At 70.6% G+C, this 16,263-nt stretch carries 12 protein-coding genes and 1 pseudogene; 4 read left to right on the top strand and 9 right to left on the bottom strand.

Going from position 1 to position 16,263, the window contains the following annotated elements; genetic code table 11:
* Positions 1-65: 65 nt before the first annotated feature.
* The 5 genes from AB4Z14_RS17995 to AB4Z14_RS17975 form a co-directional block, all read right to left on the bottom strand.
* Positions 66-1,142 (bottom strand): acyl-CoA dehydrogenase family protein, encoded by a 1,077-nt coding sequence (locus AB4Z14_RS17995; protein WP_056774358.1) that lies wholly within the window; start codon positions 1,140-1,142, stop codon positions 66-68.
* Positions 1,142-2,287: an acyl-CoA dehydrogenase family protein gene (locus AB4Z14_RS17990; protein WP_442276403.1), complete on the bottom strand. Its 1,146-nt coding sequence runs from the start codon at positions 2,285-2,287 to the stop codon at positions 1,142-1,144. Before AB4Z14_RS17990 ends, AB4Z14_RS17995 begins: the two co-directional genes overlap by 1 nt.
* A 307-nt stretch (positions 2,288-2,594) precedes the next feature.
* Positions 2,595-3,851 carry an Nramp family divalent metal transporter gene (locus tag AB4Z14_RS17985; protein ID WP_442276402.1) on the bottom strand — a complete coding sequence of 419 codons (1,257 nt, stop codon included), beginning with the start codon at positions 3,849-3,851 and terminating at the stop codon, positions 2,595-2,597.
* Positions 3,852-3,944: 93 nt separating this feature from the next.
* A complete protein-coding gene (locus AB4Z14_RS17980) occupies positions 3,945-5,408 on the bottom strand; it encodes a hypothetical protein (RefSeq protein ID WP_442276401.1) in 1,464 nt (487 codons plus the stop codon).
* A 105-nt stretch (positions 5,409-5,513) separates the two neighbouring features.
* Positions 5,514-5,933 (bottom strand): hypothetical protein, encoded by a 420-nt coding sequence (locus AB4Z14_RS17975; RefSeq protein ID WP_442276400.1) that lies wholly within the window; start codon positions 5,931-5,933, stop codon positions 5,514-5,516.
* Between the two features lie 41 nt (positions 5,934-5,974).
* Here AB4Z14_RS17975 and AB4Z14_RS17970 point away from each other — a divergent pair, with 41 nt between their 5' ends.
* A complete protein-coding gene (locus tag AB4Z14_RS17970; RefSeq protein WP_442276399.1) occupies positions 5,975-6,334 on the top strand; it encodes a TraR/DksA C4-type zinc finger protein in 360 nt (119 codons plus the stop codon).
* A 77-nt stretch (positions 6,335-6,411) separates the two neighbouring features.
* Here the strand turns inward: AB4Z14_RS17970 and AB4Z14_RS17965 are convergent, their stop codons facing one another.
* A complete protein-coding gene (locus AB4Z14_RS17965) occupies positions 6,412-11,118 on the bottom strand; it encodes a multicopper oxidase domain-containing protein (RefSeq protein WP_442276398.1) in 4,707 nt (1,568 codons plus the stop codon).
* 299 nt (positions 11,119-11,417) lie between these two features.
* On the opposite strand from AB4Z14_RS17965, the gene AB4Z14_RS17960 reads away from it, so the two are divergent.
* Entirely contained in the window at positions 11,418-11,780 is a 363-nt protein-coding gene (locus AB4Z14_RS17960; protein ID WP_442276397.1) for a helix-turn-helix transcriptional regulator, read from the top strand.
* 24 nt (positions 11,781-11,804) lie between these two features.
* Here AB4Z14_RS17960 and AB4Z14_RS17955 read toward each other — a convergent pair whose 3' ends face one another.
* Positions 11,805-12,482, bottom strand: coding sequence for an NADPH-dependent F420 reductase (locus tag AB4Z14_RS17955; RefSeq protein WP_442276396.1), 678 nt, complete (start codon positions 12,480-12,482; stop codon positions 11,805-11,807).
* A gap of 96 nt (positions 12,483-12,578) precedes the next feature.
* Between AB4Z14_RS17955 and AB4Z14_RS17950 the strand changes: the two genes are divergently transcribed.
* Positions 12,579-13,154 carry a TetR/AcrR family transcriptional regulator gene (locus AB4Z14_RS17950; RefSeq protein WP_442276395.1) on the top strand — a complete coding sequence of 192 codons (576 nt, stop codon included), beginning with the start codon at positions 12,579-12,581 and terminating at the stop codon, positions 13,152-13,154.
* Between the two features lie 88 nt (positions 13,155-13,242).
* On the opposite strand, the gene AB4Z14_RS17945 is transcribed toward AB4Z14_RS17950, so the two are convergent.
* On the bottom strand, positions 13,243-13,851 hold the full coding sequence (locus AB4Z14_RS17945) for a TetR/AcrR family transcriptional regulator (protein WP_056774375.1): 609 nt from the start codon (positions 13,849-13,851) through the stop codon (positions 13,243-13,245).
* Positions 13,852-13,916: 65 nt separating this feature from the next.
* On the opposite strand from AB4Z14_RS17945, the gene AB4Z14_RS17940 reads away from it, so the two are divergent.
* Complete coding sequence (locus tag AB4Z14_RS17940; RefSeq protein ID WP_442276394.1) at positions 13,917-16,058, top strand: MDR family MFS transporter; 2,142 nt, start codon at positions 13,917-13,919, stop codon at positions 16,056-16,058.
* 66 nt (positions 16,059-16,124) lie between these two features.
* Here the strand turns inward: AB4Z14_RS17940 and AB4Z14_RS17935 are convergent.
* Positions 16,125-16,263 (bottom strand): annotated as a pseudogene (locus tag AB4Z14_RS17935) (IS30 family transposase); the annotation flags it as partial.

Below are 16,263 nucleotides of genomic sequence, written 5' to 3'. Positions count from 1 at the left end.
CAGCGAGCTCGGTGGTTCAGGGGTCCAGAGGGGTCCAGAGGGGTCCCGGGTGGTTCAGGGTCCGTTCAAGGGGCGTGCTGCGTCTTCGCACGGCCGGTCGTGATGAGGGTCCAGAGTCGGTCGTGACCAGCGGACGAGGCGAGCGCCGTGAGGGTCTCGTCCCAGTCCTGGAGGGAGCCGTACTCGCTGCGCCGGGCGAGGATCGGGCGCGTCAGGGTGTGCAGCTCGTGCTCGAGGGTCGTGCCGATGGCCCCGAGCGCCTGGTGCGACCCGCGGACGACGACCGAGGCGGCGTGCCCGACGCACGACTTCGCGACCCCGACCGCGAAGAGCATCCCGGGGTCGGTCCAGTCGGACGCGGCAGCCCGGGCGACGGCGGCGTCGGTGGCGGCACGGGCCAGAGCCGTCTCGCAGGCGATGTCGGACACGAGGTGCTGCACCGCCTGGAAGCGCCCGATCGGCCGCCCGAACTGCTCGCGCTCGCGCACGTGCGCGAGGACGACGTCGACGACGCGTTCCATGGCGCCGACGACCTGGGCCGAGCGGGCCAGCGCCCCACGCAGGTGGAACTGCTCGCCGATCGCGTGGTCGACGACGATGCCCGCCTCGAGGTCGTCGAGGTCGAACTCGACGGTGTCGCTGGGCTCCCCGGCGAGGTTGCGGCGCTCCTCCACGCCGACGCGGTCGATCGGCACGTCGGCGACCCGCCACTGGTCGCGGTCCTCCCAGAGGGCCACGACGCTGCTCGCGTCGCGCGCCCACGTGACGTTGAGGGCGACCCCGGACGGGTCGGGACGGCATACGGTCCGGAGGCCCCCGTCGTTGGGCAGGCCGGCCGCCTCGAGCAGCCAGCCACCGAGCACGTCGTGCTCCGCGAGCGGCACGGGCGCGGCCGCCGCGGCGGCGAGCCCGAGCAGTGCTGCGGCGTCGACCCAGCCTCCCCCGCTGCCGCCGGCGGACTCCGAGCCGGTCAGCCGCGTCAGTCCGAGGTCCTCGAGGCGCTGCCACAGGCCGCGGTCGAGGTCGACGACGGCGGTGGGCGTGGCGCGGGTGGCGCGGTAGTCGGCGAAGAGGTCGGTGAGGACCGCGACGAGGTCGGGGTCCGGCGTCGTGGGCGCGGCGAGGTCGCGGGGGTCGGCCATCAGCGCATCCCCAGGCCACGGGCAATGACTCCACGGAGGATCTCGTTGGTGCCGCCACGCAACGTGAAGCCGGGACGCTGGAGGATCGCGGCGTGCAGGAGGGTGTCGAGCTCCTCGTCGAGGGCCCACCCGGTGGCGGTCAACGTGTCGACGTAGTCGGCGATGTCGCCCTCGCCCGTCGTGCCGAGCACCTTGACGACGGCGGCAGCGGTGTCGGCGTCCTCGGCGTTCTCGAGCGCCGTCGAGACGGCGAACGACATGTGGTGGAGGGCGGCGACCCGGGCGACATGGCGCCCGAGGCCCGGGTCGGTGGGCAGACGGCCGTCGTCCATGGCCTGCGCGGCCGCGGCGAGGAGCTGGAAGGTGGACAGGACGCGCTCGGGCCCGCTGCGCTCGTGGGCGAGCTCGGACGTCACCTGCGACCAGCCCTCCCCTACCTCGCCGAGCACGCGGTCGTCGGCGATGAGGACGCCGTCGAGGTGCACCTCGTTGAAGTGGTGGTCGCCGCCCATCGAGATGATCGGGCGGATCGTCACACCGGGCGCCCGGAGGTCGACGATGAACTGGCTCAGCCCCGCGTGGCGGTGGGCGGGGTCGAGCGGCGCGGACCGGGCGAGCGCGAAGAAGGCGTCGGCCTCGTGGGCGCCGGAGGTCCACACCTTGGTGCCGGTGAGCCGCCAGCCGCCGTCGACCCGCTCGGCGCGGGTGCGGACGCTGGCGAGGTCGGAGCCCGAGTCCGGCTCGCTCATCCCGATGCCGAAGACGACCTCGCCGCGGCTGATCCCGGGCAGGAACGCCTGCTTCTGCTCCTCCGTGCCGTAGCGCAGCAGCGACGGTCCGATCTGCCGCTCGGCGATCCAGTGCGCCGCGACGGGAGCCCCGACGACGAGCAGCTCCTCGGTGACGACGAAGCGCTCGAGAAAGGTGCGGCCCTGCCCGCCGTACTGCTGCGGGATGACCATGCCCAGCCAGCCGCGCCGGCCGAGCTCGCGGGTGAAGTCACGGTCCCAGCGGGTGAGCCACGTGTCGACGTGGGGCACGAACGCGCCGGCCGCGACCTGCCCGGCGAGGAAGGCGCGCACCTCGAGACGCAGCCGGGTCAGGGCGGGCAGCTCCCGCGCACCCGGAGGGACGAGACGGGCCATGCTCACCTTCCTCACGCGACGTCGCAGCGGTTCGTGCGCCACTCTCCCACACGGTCCCTCGCGAGACCCGAGGCCGTATGCCGTCGCGCCGGGTACCGTCCGCCACACCCGGTCCGCATGGTGCCGAGCGCTCACTCGACTGAGCGCGCAACCCACCCCCAATGGCCGCCCAACCAAACTCGAGTGAGCGCCCAACCACACTCGAGTGAGCGCTCAACCCACCCTGGCGGCGCAGGGCGTTGACTCGACTGTGACGGGGCGTTCACTCGACTGTGACGGGGCGCTCACCCGACGGGTGGGGGCGGGGTCAGAAGGCGGTGGCGACGAGGTAGGCGCAGAGACCGACGATGACGGCGGTGATGAGCACGGCGACGGCCGTGGTCAGGCGGTGGTTGACGAGCACGCCCATGATCCTGCGGTCGCGGGTGAAGAGCAGGAGCGGCACGAGGGTGCCGGGCAGGGCGAACGACAGGACGACCTGGCTCCACACGAGCGCGTTGGTCGGCTCGACACCCAGGCCGAGGATGACGAGCGTGGGCACGACGGCGAGCATCCGGCGCAGCAGCGGCGCGATGGGCCGGCGGCCGAAGCCCTGCATGACGACGTCACCGGTCTGGACGCCGACGAGGGTCGAGGCGAGCCCCGACGCGAGGAGGGCGACGGCCAGCATCGTCGCGGCGATCTGCCCCGCGTTGGCCAACAGGGCGGCATACGCCGTCTCGATGCTCGCGCCGGCCGTGGAGGGCAGGGCTGCTGCGAACACGACGAGGCTGATGTTGGCGGCACCCGCGATCGTCATGGCGATGACGACGCTGCGCACGGTGCGGCGGCCGCTGCGCAGCCGCTCGGCGTGGCTCGCCTCGCTGCCGTCGTCATGACCTCGCGACGCGGCCGAGTGGAAGTGCAGGGCGTGCGGCATCACCGTCGCGCCGACGATGCCGACCGCGAGCAGCGCCGCCGACGAGTCGAGCGGTCCGGGCACGACCGAGCGCAGCAGCGCGACCCGGTCGACGTCGGCGACGAGCACCTGCCACAGCAGCGAGCCGATGATGACGACGAGCAGGACGAGCACGACCGAGTCGAAGTGGCTGCGCCCCCGGACCTTGAGGGCGAGGACGACGAGGCTGAAGAGGGCCACGCAGACGGCCCCGGCCATGAGGGGCATGCCGAAGAGGAGCTTGAGCGCGATGGCCCCGCCGACGACCTCGGCGAGGTCAGTCATGATGACGACGAGCTCGGCCTGGGCCCACAGGAGCAGCCGGCCGACGCCCGGGAAGCGGTCGGAGCTGTGCTCGGCGAGGCTCTTGCCGGAGGCCATGCCGAGCTTGGCCGCGAGGTACTGGATGACCATGGCCGAGCAGCTCGCGAAGACGACGACCCACACGAGCGTGTAGCCGTGCTCGGCCCCGGACGTGATGTTGACGCCGAAGTTGCCGGGGTCGACATAGGCGATGGCGGCCAGCAGCGCCGGGACGAGGGTGCGGGGCGCGCCGATGGTGCCGCCGAGCCCACGCTCGGGCGACCGGTCGTCCACGCGTGGCTGCTGCGCCACTCGCTCACCCATGGGACACAGCATCGAGCCTCCGGGGCGCGTGCGCCAACTCCCCCGGCGTCGGTGCGACGAAGGCATCACCCCGACCGGCCCCCCTCCAGGAGCTCAGCGGGCCGACGCGACCCCCAGGAGGGCGGCGATCCCGAGGGCGCTGCGCGGGTCGTAGGCGGCCGTCCACAGGCCTCCGTGCGCGGCGGCATACGCCTCGTCCTGCCAGGCCGTCGGCTGCGCGGGCGAGCCGGTGCGCAGGTCGTGGACGAGGAGCGCGGCCATGAGCGTGTTGGCCGTGCCGGGCTCGAACACCTCGATGCCGAAGCGGTGCGCGCCGGCGTAGGCGGCGGCGAGCGCCCGGTTCTTGACGACCGAGCGGGTGCGCGTGGGCGGGGCCACCTTGAACGACACGAGACCGCCGTCGGCGCGGTATGCCGTCGCCCGCCACCGCTGGAGGCGCTTGGCGAGCAGGTAGTTGGGTCCCTGCTGGAGCACGACGCTGTCGTTGATGCCGGGGTCCTGGCCGGGCACGTAGTTGCGGCGCAGGAGCCGGCCGCCACTCACGGTGCGCAGCGGCACCCGCAGGACCTTGGAGGTGCGCCGGTGGGCGTAGCTGTCGACGGAGCGCTCGACCGCGGCCCCGGGGACGGCGAAGACGTCGGTCGGGGTCGCGAGGAAGGCGAGAGCGACGTCGTCGCGGCCCTTGGCCTCGACGACCGCGCGGGTCAGGGCGTCGACGGCCATCGAGACGCGGACGTTGGTCTCGCCGTCGGCATAGACGTAGTTGCCGATGGCGATCGGTCCGTCGATGGCCGCGACCCATCGGGTGACGGCGCCGAGGTCGTGGACGAGATCGCCGCCGGCGCGTGCTGCCAGTGGCTCGCCCCCGGGGCGGACCGGCACGGTGATGGATCCAGCAAGTCGGCGAGTGTCGCCGATCAGCTTGTCCCACAGGTCTTTTCGCGGTAGATCAACGGCGGCGACGTCGGCGCCCCAGCGCAGCAGCGAGCGCAGTGGGCCCATCTCGGCGGCGGCACCGAGCACCACGACGGTGCGGTCGGAGAGGTCGAGCCAGTCGGGGTTGTCGATGACGAGGCCGACCGCCTCGGCGCACGTGGGCTGGACGGTCCCCGCCTCGACCCACAGCTCGAGCCGTCGACGCAGGGCGTCCCCCGAGAGTCGCTCACCTGCATACGGCACCGAGAGCGTGCGGTCGGGCGCGCCCTCGCCACGCACGGTCTCGGAGCCGAGCGCGGGCACGCTCTCGTCGGCGGCGACGGCCGTCTCGAGCGGTCGGTCGCCGTCGTCGGTCGCCCAGAGCATGCGCGCGTGCAGGGAGTCGAGCCCACTCGTGGCGATGGCCTGCGCCGCGCCCGGGACCGCGACCCCGGCCTCGACGAGGCGCCGGAAGTGCGGGAGGTAGCCCTGGCGCCAGTTCGTCTCGCGTTCGGCGGAGGCGGCGCCGACCGGGTCGACCCCCCGCAGGGCGTCGGCGACCACGGCACGTCCGGTGGCAGTCGTGCTGCGGCGGCCGGACGACGGGTCGAGTGGGAAGACCACTCCTCTGGGGTCGCTCATGGGTCCATCCTGCCGGGTGGGCAGGTCGATCCGTCCCAGCCCGGCTGGTCGGCGGGCGCTCGGTCGGCGTGCCCGGCCGCCCGTCCGTCCGTCGTCCGCGGTCGGTCAGCCCTGGCGGAGTCGTCGGTCCGCGACGAGGTAGGACACGCTGGCCGAGGCCAGGTTGCCGGCGCGGTCCCGCACGAAGCACGTCGGCGGCGTGCCGTAGACGGTACGAAGCACTCCCGAGTCGACGGCGACGACGGATCCGCTCTGGCACGAGGCGATCCCGCCGCCGAGGTCCTGCGCCACCCAGTGGTAGCGAGCCGGGGCGGCATACCAGCCGTCAGCGTTCGGGCCACCCTCGATACGCAGCCCGCTCGACGGCGTCGTGGTGACGACCGACGATGCCGCGACGACGCCGTGGCCGCTGCGCGGCGCGACGCCATGACATCGGGGAGGCGGGCTCGCGGCGTCGTGGGCGTCATCCGGGCGGGCGCCCGGATCGACGGTCGGTCCGGCGCAGGGGATGGTGCCGTGGACCACTCGATCAGGCCGGCTCGACCGAACGGGAGGACGATGGGGACATGAGCACCAAGACGGCCGCCCACGCGGCGGAGCTGACGGCGGACCGGGCCACCGAGGTCGAGCGCATCACCGGGCTGCGCCGGGAGTTCACCGAGGTCGTCGAGGCGTCGGCGGCGAACATCGCCGACGACGAGCACGACCCCGAGGGCTCGACCATCGCCTACGAGCGCACCCAGATCGGCGCCCTCATCGAGCAGGCGGAGCGGCACCTCGTCGAGATCGACGCCGCGCTGCAGCGGATCGCCGACGGCGGCTACGGCCGGTGCGAGGTCTGCGGCGAGGCGATCCCCGACGAACGGCTACGGGCCCGACCCACGGCCCGGACCTGCATGAGCCACGCGGGGACCGCCCTGCGCTGACCGACCGTGCGGCAGCGGACAACAGTGAGGGCCCGTCGCCACGAGCCCCCACTGCTGGTCGAACGTCTAGAGCCGCGTCACGGTGCTGCTGCCACCGGCCGCACCGCCGAGTCGACGACTCCGACGACGTTCACTGCGCGTACCCGGAAGGACCAGGCCTGCCGGGCGATGTTGCCCGTCGTGAAGGTCGTCGAGCCCGCCGCCAGTGCTCCGGACTGCCCGGAGACCGTCGCGAAGCTGTTCGCACTCCACTGGACGACGTAGCTCGTCTCGTTGGCGACGTCACCCCACGTCAGGCTCACCCGCTCGTTGTTGCCGGACCGGACCGCGGTCGCCGTGGCGATCGTGGGCTGTCCCGGGAGCAGCACCGCCGCCGTGGCGGTGTTGCTCGGCGTCGACTGCCCGGCGACGTTGACCGCGCTGACCCGGTAGGCGTACGTGCTGCCGACCGAGACGGCGCCGTCGACGTAGGTCGCCGTTCCAGTGTTGGCACGCGCCGGCGGGGTCGCGAGCCGGGCGAACGCGCCGCCGTTGACCGAGCGCTCGACGAGGAAGCCGGACTCGTTCGTGGCGTTGTCACGCCACGTGAGGCTGACCTGCGGGCCTGCCGCCAGCGTCGCGGTGAGGGTCGTCGGAGCCGCCGGCGCGTTGACACCCAGGGTGGCCGAGGTCGAGCTCGCCGTCATCGTCGGGAACCCCTTCCCGTAGCCGACCGTGTTCTGGGCGACCACCCGGTAGAGGTAGGCCGTGCTCGGGTTCGACGTGGAGTCGGTGAGCGTCCGCGACTGGTGGATGTTGGTGGCCGTGAGCGGCACGGTCACCGTTCCCACATCCACCCACGACGTCCCGTCGGTGGACCGCTGGACCACGAACGCCGTCTCGGTGATCGAGTTGTCGGCCCACGTCAGGGTGATGTGGCGGTTGTTGCCCTTACCGGTCACCACTGCTCCCCCGGTCGCCGGCCAGGTCACCGTGTTCGGTGGCAGGGCCAAGGACTCGGGACGCATCATGTCCATCTCCTCGTGACTGAGGATGTGGCAGTGGATGACGTACTCCCAGCCCATGTTGACGAGTGAGTTGACGATGGCACCCGTCGGGTTCCCTTGCGGGTCGATGTTGTTGAACCCGGACTGTGATCCGAGGGGCATCATCGGGTTGAGGGCGCGGATCGCGTTCGGCACCTCGAAGGGCACCTGGGGGACCACAGGCCGCAGGGCGACGATGGTGTCCTCGAGCGGGCTCATCCGCACGGTGTCCTTCCAGCCGAGCTCGTTCGCGTCCGGTGGGATGACGATGTTGTCCCACGTGACCCGGTTGAGCACCTGGACGTCGTAGAGGTGGAAGTGGATCGGGTGCGTGTCCACGCCGTTGTGGGTGAAGCGCCAGATCTGCGTCCCGTCCTTGGCGTCCGTGATGGGGGTGACCGCGACGTCCGCTGCCGGCAGGTTGGTGCCGTCGATGAGCTCGGTCGCCGGGTTGATGTACGGGTACAACGTGACGTTCTGCGCTCCCGGTGCCGGAGGTTGCGCCTCCACGCCGAGGTTGGCCTGCATGCGCCCGTAGTCGTCGAACGTCGAGGAGTTCATCTCGTCGTGGATCGCCTTCGGTTCGAGCCCCATCGTCATCTTCGCGGTGGGAGCCGCAAGGGTGTTGAAGCCGAAGGTGCCGGTGTCGTTGACGCGCACGAGACCGTCGCACTTGGTGACGTTTCCCGTCTTGACGTTGCAGTTGCTGCTGGCCGCGAAGCTCGTCCCGTAGGCCGAGTTGTAGGCGGCTTGGCCGACGATCGCCGGGTGCTGGCCGGACTCGAAGACTCCGGATCCGTTCGCCTGGTGCTTGAAGGCGGCGGCGAGCGCCGTCACGTTGAAGGCCGGCGCCGGGGTGGCGGCCGCGATCTTCACCTGCATGACGGTGCGGGTGTTGGGCCCGTAGCCGGGCATGACGGTCGGAGCCCCGGTCGGGCTGAGGTCCGGGCCGCCCGTGTAGTAGTCGTACGACGGCACACGTGCCGGGAAGGCAGCGGGTGCGTCGTTGTAGAGGATCAGCGTCTTGCCCGCGAACTTCGAGAAGTCGACGACGACGTCGGCACGCTCCGCCGGAGCGAGCAGCATCGAGTGCTTGTCGACGTTGCCGAAGTCGAAGCGGGTCGGGTCGGTGATCCAGGTCGTCGGCTGCTGGCCGTCGATCACCGCGGGCGCAGGCAGGAAGCCGCCCTCGCTCGCGATCTGCACCCAGTCTGGGCCGGCGGCGTCGTTGTGGGCGTCGGCCGGTGTCGGTGACACCGTCGGGTCGGTCTGCGCGGCAGCCAGCTCGGTCGGGTTCAGCTTGACCTCGCTCTGGCCGTTGCCGTTCGCCGGGTCGGGGTCGGCCGTGTACCACTGGAAGTTGAAGAACCGGTCGTTCGCGGCGTTGAGCAGCCGCATCCGGTAGGTCTTCGGCTGCAGGGTCATGGTCGGGTAGGCGACTCCGTTGACGATCGGGGTGTCGTTGAACTGCTCCATGCCGGCCGACACGTTGGGCGTGCCGGGGATCTGCTCCGGCTCGCAGAACGGGTCGGTCTGGTACTGCCACGTCGACGGGTCGTCGAGGTTGCAGCTCGGGTCGTAGTACGGGTTCGCGATCGGTCCGTACGTCGTGCCCGTTGCCGGTGGCCAGAACCACGGTCCGTACATCCACCGTCCGTAGGCGCTCAGCCCACCGGGGTCACCAGGGTTCTGCGCCGGCATGTAGACGTGGTGGTACCAGAAGCTGCCCTTGGTGCCCCATCGCTTCGCGTCCCACGTCGGGTCCTGGCCGTATGCCGTGACCTTGCCGTTGGCGTCGACGGTGTCCTTGAGCTGGGCGTCGCCGGGCACGAAGGTCCGGTCCTGGACGATGAGCGGCAAGGTGTCGGCGGCGGTCGGGATCAGGCCCGCGTTCACGAGCGCCTTCTCGGTGTTGTCGGTGATGGTGTAGCCGGCGGCCTCACCGGCATACACGTTGAGACGCGTGATGCCCCACGAGTGGTCGTGGTAGAACATCAGCCGCGCGCTCTGCTGGTTGGTGTAGTAGAACGTCGAGCAGCCATCGTCCTTCGCGGCACAGACTGCGGGAGAGCTGGGGTTGGCCGGGTCCGACAGCATGTCGGGGACGTTCTGCACGCTGACGCCCTGCGGCCACGACGTGCTCTCCCCGGCGGGCGTGATCCACTGGTGCGGCGTCCCGTCGCTGATCCACGGGGTCGTGCCGCCGTGCAGGTGCAAGGTGGCGCGGTTGTCCTTGAAGCAGTCGACGGCCTTCGGCTCCTGGGTGCACGCGGGGTTGCGCACGGCGTCGGTCACGGCGCCGCTGTCGACGGGTGCGGGCATGGCCATCGGGCCCATGCCGGAGCCCATCATCGTACTGTCGGTGGGCAGGAAGAGATCACCGTCGGCGCCCTTGGGCAGCAGGTTGCGGAAGACGATGCGCACTGGACGGTCCTTCGTCGCCGCGATGATCGGGCCGAGCCACTGCGGGGCGGTCACCCCGGTGTAGCCGGAGATGGCCTGCTGGTCACCGTTCTGCAGCTCGTTGAAGAGGGTGACGTGCTGGCCCGGGACTGCGGTCGTCGAGAGCTGGACGTAGCCGCGGACGAGGGTTGCCGGAAGGTCGGACGAGAACTTCGTGCGGTACTGCACGAGACCGATGACGTACTCGTCGGCGACCTTGCCGTTGTAGGTCTTCGCCTCGGGGACCGCCAACGGGATGAACTTGTTGGCGGGCCCCATGGCTGCGTCCGTCCCCTGCACCTGGGCGATGGCGGGACAGCCGGATCCGTCGGCCTTGGGGTCGCACGTGACCGGCAGTACGTCCTGGAACTTCTTCATGCCCGCCGTGAGGTAGCCGCTGCCGGCATTCGTGACGGTGACCGACTCGAGCGATCCGACGTCGGTCGTCACGGCGCCGGTGGCACCCGTTCCGCTTCCGGTCGGGTCCGTGACAGCCACCGTGGCCGCGGTGTACCCCGAGCCCGGGACGTCCACAGCGAGTCCGACGAGCTTGAGCGTCGCGGTCGCCGCGGCTGGGGTCGACCCACTGATCGGGTCGGCGAGCGTCCCGTCGAGGATCCTGACGCCTGGTGCGGTCGTGTAGCCCGAGCCGGGGTCGTCCACCGTGACCTTCTGGACCACGCCCCCGACGAGGTCGGCCTGCTCGACGTGACCGGCCGCGCGCGTGCCGTTCGGGTCGTCCGGGAGGTCGATGAGGACGGTGGGCATGGTGTAGCCCGCGCCGCCGTCCGTCAGTGCCACGGCGTCGACGCCACCGGAGGGCGTCACGCCGGCGCCTGCCCCGTCGCCCGTCACGGTGGCGGCCAAGCCGGAGTAGCCGGAACCGGCGGCCGTGACCGACGCGGAGACGACCGCGCCGGTCGCCTTGACCGTCGCGGTCGCCGTCGCCTGCGTCCCGCCAGCGGCGGTCGGCGCGTTGATGGTGACGGTGGGCGAGGTGTAGTCGTGCCCCGGAGCGGTCAGGTTGATCGCACCGATGCTGCCGTCAGGTCCCACCTGCGCCACGGCGGTCGCGCCTGCTCCGGTGCCGGCGTCCGTAATGCTGACCGTCGCCGTCGGCAACGTCAGGGGGCTGTTGGCCCAGTTCGGCCAGGGCCCGAAGTAGTGGGGAACCTTCGACGCGTCCGTGGCTCCCGTCGGTGGCGACGCTGCCGCGACCGTGGCCGGCACCACCCCCGCCTGCAGGCCCAACGCGAGCACCGTCGCGGCGCTGGCCACGATGGCCGACAACCATTTCCGTGGACTGCTTCCTGGCATCTTCCCCACCTACCCCGTTGACTCACATCACATGACCAGTGAATTCACAAAGGCTAGACAGGAATGGAGGTGAGAATATGCCGTTCGTGACCAATAAAGATGCGAAACCTTATGCGCCACAATAGATTCCGGAAACAGAATTCTGCACTTTCCATTCTCACGCAATCGTGCTCATAATCGCCGAAAGAGGACGCGTTCCGGACCCAGAAAGGGATGAAACCCCCGTTCGACGAACAGGTGTGACGAAGCCCTCTTCGCCTTTTCCAGCGCTTGCAGCGAACCGGGCCTACGGTCGGTACATGAGCAGGAATAGATGGACCTTCCTCTCGAACCACGGACACGTCCTCGTCTGCCTGGCGGACAATCCCGACATGCTCCTCAAGGACGTCGCAGTGAACATCGGGATCACCGAGCGATCCGTTCAGCAGATCGTGTCCGACCTCGAGGGGGCACACGTCATCACTCGACACCGCGACGGGCGGCGCAACCACTACGTGGTCCGTCGCGAGGTGCGCTTCCGACACCCCCTGGAGGCGGGACTGCGCGTCGGCGACTTCATCGACCTCGCCCGGCGACGCCCGCGACTGCGGATGACCGACGCCGCACCACGCCTCGCGCCCGTGCCCACCCCCGTTCGCGAGCGCGAGCGCGACGTCCAGTGACGCCGTCGCGGGCGCCCGCCTCGGTCAGCGGACGATCCGGAAGTTGAACATCGGCGTGCCGAGGGCGCCCATCAGACGGAGCCAGACCGGCAGCAGCATCTCCGTGCCGCGGGCCGTCGTGATGTCGCCGAGGTCGATGACGTCCTCGTGACCGAACTCGGTGAGCAGGGCCGTGACGGCGGCCTTGGCCTCGGCGTCGTCGCCGGACACGAAGACGCTGCTGCTCTCAGGCAGGCCGGCCGGGCGCACCATGAGCTCTGCGGTCAGCGTGTTGAGCGCCTTGACGACCCTGGCGTCGGGGAAGGCACGCTGGATCTGCTCGCCGAGCGAGTCGGAGTCCTTGACGAAGAGGGTGGGCGGCATCCCTGCCGAGAAGTCGAGCGGGTTGGCGATGTCGAGCAGCACCTTGCCGGCGAGAGCGTCGGCACCGGCGAGGCCGAGCACCTCGAGCGAGGCGTCGCCGCTCGTCGCGTTGACGACGACCTCGGCCGAGGCTGCGGCCTCCGCGAAGGTCGCGAGCGAGATGCCCGGGTGTGCCGTCGCCCACGTCGCGAAGGCGGCGTTGCCCATCTGGTCGGGCTCGGTGCGCGCGAGCGTGCTCGCCGGGTCACGCGTGCCGACGGTGACCGCGTGGCCGAGCTCGTCGAGACGGGACGCGATGGTGCGACCGACGGAGCCGGTGCCGAGAACTGCGTAACGCATGGGAGGTCCTTGGGTGTCGGAACAGAATAGACAGATCTGTCTACTTATCGGGACGCTAGCAGACAGATCTGTCTACTCGCAAGGTATGATGGCCCCATGGCACGGACAGCGAGCGCGGCTCGGCAGCGCATTCTCGATACGGCCTTCGCGCTCTTCTACGCCCACGGCATCCGCGCGGTCGGGGTCGACCGGATCATCGCCGAGTCCGGGGTCGCCAAACAGACCTTCTACAACCACTTCCCGGCCAAGGACGACCTCGTCCTCGCCTACCTCGACGTCGTCGACACGACCTGGTCGGGCCAGCTGCACGCTGCTGCCGAGGCGGCCGGCCCGGCGCCCGCGGACCAGCTCGTCGGGCTCTTCGACGCTCTCGACACGGCCTGCCGTCGCGACGGCTACCGCGGGTGCGCCTTCATCAACGCCGCGGCCGAGAACGAGCCGGGCACGGCCATCCACGCCCGGACGCTCGCCCACAAGGACTCGGTGCGCGGCTGGGTGCGTGGGCTCGCGGTCGACGCGGGAGCACCCGACCCCGACGGCCTGGCGCGCACCCTCACCCTGCTCCTCGACGGCGGACTCGCGAGCGGCTCGCTCGATGCCCTGCCGGACGCACCCCGCGCCGCCAAGGCCGCGGCCCAGGCGCTCGTCAGCGGGGCGACCGCCTCGCACTGAGCGACCTCGAACCGGTCCGCCCCAGCGACGACGGCCCGTCTCAGCGACTCCGGTCCGTCTCAGCGACTCGGCAGCTCTGCGGCGCTCCTCAGCGCAGGCCGGCCGCGATGCGGTCGAAGGCCTGGTCGATGTTGCGCTCGAGGCGACCCGAGCCGCCGTTCTGCTGGTGCTCGATGCAGGCGCGCACGGCCGCGATGGCCACGGCCACCGTCAGTCGCGCCTCGAGCGACGCGCCCGGCTGCACGCCGAGACGACGCTCGAGCGCGGCCGTCAGGGCGTTCTCGATCCGGATGTTGTTGCCGACGAGTGCCGGGGCGAGTGACGGCTCGCCGAGCAGGATGCGCCGACGTCGAGCCCGCAGCTCGCGGTCGATCGACGCGGGCGCGAGCATGCCGGCGAGGATCCGTCGGAGGGACTCGAGCGGCGTCTCGCCCTCGACGTCCTGTTCCAGCGCGGCGGCATACGACTCGAGCTCCTCGGCCGTCGTGCCGATGACGGCGGCCTCCTTGGACGGGAAGTAGTTGAAGAACGTGCGGGCGCTGACGCCGGCCCTGGCCGCGATCTCCTCGGTCGTGACGGCCGCGAAGCCCTTCTCCTCGACGAGGTCGAGGGCGGCGAGGTTGAGCGCGCGGCGGGTCTCGCGCTTCTTGCGCTCACGCAGGCCGCACGACTCGTCGGTCAGCAGGTCCGTGCTCATGCCCCCATCGTGACACGCCCACTGCACGGACTGCAATTTTGCAGTGACTGCACTTTCGGCGTACCGTGGAGGACATGCCACAGAAGACCCAGGGGGTAGCCACGGACACCGCGACCACATCAGCCAGCGAGGCGACTGTCACCAAGGCGCCCGGACTCGACCGCCCGACCCGCAACATCTTCATCGCGCTCATGCTCGGCATGCTCGTGGCGTCGATCAGCCAGACGATCGTCGGCCCGGCGATGCCACGCATCGTCGCCGAGCTCGGCGGCATCGACCACTACTCGTGGCTCGCCACGGCCGCCATGCTCGTCAGCGCGATCACCGTCCCCATCGTCGGCAAGATGAGCGACCTCTACGGTCGCCGCGGCTTCTACCTCGGCGGTCTCGTCGTCTTCATGGCCGGCTCGGTCCTCGCCGGCTTCGCCCAGAACTTCTGGTGGCTCATTGCCGCCCGCGCCATCCAGGGCATCGGCATGGGCACGCTGATGCCGCTGTCGCAGACGATCATCGGCGACATCATCCCGCCGCGGCAGCGCGGCAAGTACCAAGGCCTCATGGGCGGCGTCTTCGGCCTCTCCTCGATCCTCGGGCCGCTCGTCGGCGGATTCGTCACCGACAACTGGGGCTGGCGCTACCTCTTCTTCATCACCCTCCCCGTCGGGGTCTTCGCCTTCTTCGGCATCAGCCGCTTCCTCCACCTCGAGCACACCCCGCGCGAGACGGTCATCGACCGGGCCGGCATCGGCCTGCTCTCGATGACTCTCATCCTGCTCCTCGTGTCCACCTCGCTCGGTGGTACGACCCTGGCCTGGGGCTCCCCCGCCATCCTCGGCATGTACGCCGCCGGCATCGTCACGCTCGTCGCGTTCATCGCCGTCGAGCGCCGGGCCGTCGAGCCCGTCATGCCGCTGCGCCTCTTCAAGAGCTCGCTCTTCACCCTCTCCAACATCGCGGCCTTCATGGTGTCGGTGATGATGTTCGGCGCGATGATCTACCTTCCGGTCTACGCCCAGGGAGTGCTCGGCGCGTCGGCCACCAACTCCGGTCTCATCCTCATGCCGATGTCGGTCGCCATGATCGGCCTGTCGATCATCTCCGGCCTCGTCATCACCAAGACCGGTCGCTACAAGCTGCAGACGATCGCGGGCATCCTCATCATGGGTGTCGGCTTCTGGCTGCTGACCCAGCTGCACTACGGCTCGAGCCAGCTCGACCTCACGCTCTCGATGATCGTCTTCGGCATCGGGCTCGGCATGGCCCTGCAGGTCTTCACCCTCATCATCCAGAACTCCTCGCAGCGCAAGGACCTCGGCGTCGCGACGGCGTCGACCCAGTTCTTCCGCAACGTCGGATCGACTGTTGGCACAGCCGTTTTCGGCACGATCATGACGAGTGGTCTGGCCGGCAACATCGCCTCGCACCTGCCGGCTTCGGTCGTCGAGCAGATGCAGGCCTCCGGTCAGCAGGTCAGCGCCGGCTCGGTGCTCGACCCTGCTGCCCTCGCCAAGCTGCCCCCGCAGATTGCCGCCGGGGTCCAGCAGGGACTGGCCGACTCGCTGCACACCGTGTTCGTCTGGGGTCTCGTGCCTTTCGCGCTCGCACTGCTCGCCGCGCTCTTCATCAAGGAGGTGCCGCTGCGCGACACCGTGCACACGCCCGACGAGGCCGGCATCGAGCTGCTCGACACGATGTCGCAGTCTGCTCCCGACGACGAGCTCAAGGTGCCGCTGGGCCGCGAGGCCGGCAACACGCGTACGCACGAGCGGCTGCTCGGACTGCGCCTCGGCCTGCTCGCCGACTCGGCGCTGCGCGGCGACCGTCCCCTGCTGACCCAGGCCGTGAGCCGACTCGGCGAAGGCGACCTGGACGCCGGCGCGGCGCTGCTGCACCGCACGTCGCGGATGCTGACGACCGAGGACGCCACGCTCGCCGCCGAGACCGAGCGGTTCGCCGTCGAGGTCGCGGCCCGGGCCAAGGTGCCCGGCGGCATCCTCGACGAGGCGCTCAAGCGCGAGCTCGCCACGGCCGTGGCCGAGCGCGACGCCCGCACGGTCATGACGACGGTCGAGCCGACCGTCGCCGAGCGCCACGAGGCCGTCGACATCCGCCTCCTCTCCGCCGTCGGTGACGACCTCACCGCCGCCTACCTCGTCGACCGGCAGAACGCCAGGGTCGCCGAGCAGGCCGAGGCGTTGGTGCGCTGACCGCGCCCTACTCCCCGACCTGAACCGTCGAGAAGCCACGTTCTGTGGGTCTCGGTCGGGGCGGTTTCAGGGAGCTGTTGCAACGAGGTGGGTGTTGAGGGCTTGTGCGGGAGTCTGCCAGTTCAGGGTTTGTCGGGGGCGGCCGTTGAGCTCGCGGGCGACCTGGTCGAGGTCGGCTTGGGTGTAGGTGCGGAAGTCGGTGCTC

This window comes from Terrabacter sp. 2TAF16 (assembly GCF_052115065.1).
Taxonomy (GTDB): Bacteria; Actinomycetota; Actinomycetes; order Actinomycetales; family Dermatophilaceae; genus Terrabacter.
The sequence above is the reverse complement of the archived record's forward strand: the minus strand, read 5'-3'. Positions and strand labels throughout refer to the sequence as shown.

What these genes read in the sequence shown, in the direction of transcription:
- AB4Z14_RS17945 (WP_056774375.1), bottom strand. Translation starts at nt 13,851, where the DNA reads ATGAGCACGGACCTGCTGACCGACGAGTCGTGCGGCCTGCGTGAGCGC.
- AB4Z14_RS17970 (WP_442276399.1), top strand. Translation starts at nt 5,975, where the DNA reads ATGAGCACCAAGACGGCCGCCCACGCGGCGGAGCTGACGGCGGACCGG.
- AB4Z14_RS17960 (WP_442276397.1), top strand. Translation starts at nt 11,418, where the DNA reads ATGAGCAGGAATAGATGGACCTTCCTCTCGAACCACGGACACGTCCTC.
- AB4Z14_RS17980 (WP_442276401.1), bottom strand. Translation starts at nt 5,408, where the DNA reads ATGAGCGACCCCAGAGGAGTGGTCTTCCCACTCGACCCGTCGTCCGGC.
- AB4Z14_RS17985 (WP_442276402.1), bottom strand. Translation starts at nt 3,851, where the DNA reads ATGGGTGAGCGAGTGGCGCAGCAGCCACGCGTGGACGACCGGTCGCCC.
- AB4Z14_RS17990 (WP_442276403.1), bottom strand. Translation starts at nt 2,287, where the DNA reads ATGGCCCGTCTCGTCCCTCCGGGTGCGCGGGAGCTGCCCGCCCTGACC.
- AB4Z14_RS17955 (WP_442276396.1), bottom strand. Translation starts at nt 12,482, where the DNA reads ATGCGTTACGCAGTTCTCGGCACCGGCTCCGTCGGTCGCACCATCGCG.
- AB4Z14_RS17965 (WP_442276398.1), bottom strand. Translation starts at nt 11,118, where the DNA reads ATGCCAGGAAGCAGTCCACGGAAATGGTTGTCGGCCATCGTGGCCAGC.
- AB4Z14_RS17995 (WP_056774358.1), bottom strand. Translation starts at nt 1,142, where the DNA reads ATGGCCGACCCCCGCGACCTCGCCGCGCCCACGACGCCGGACCCCGAC.
- AB4Z14_RS17950 (WP_442276395.1), top strand. Translation starts at nt 12,579, where the DNA reads ATGGCACGGACAGCGAGCGCGGCTCGGCAGCGCATTCTCGATACGGCC.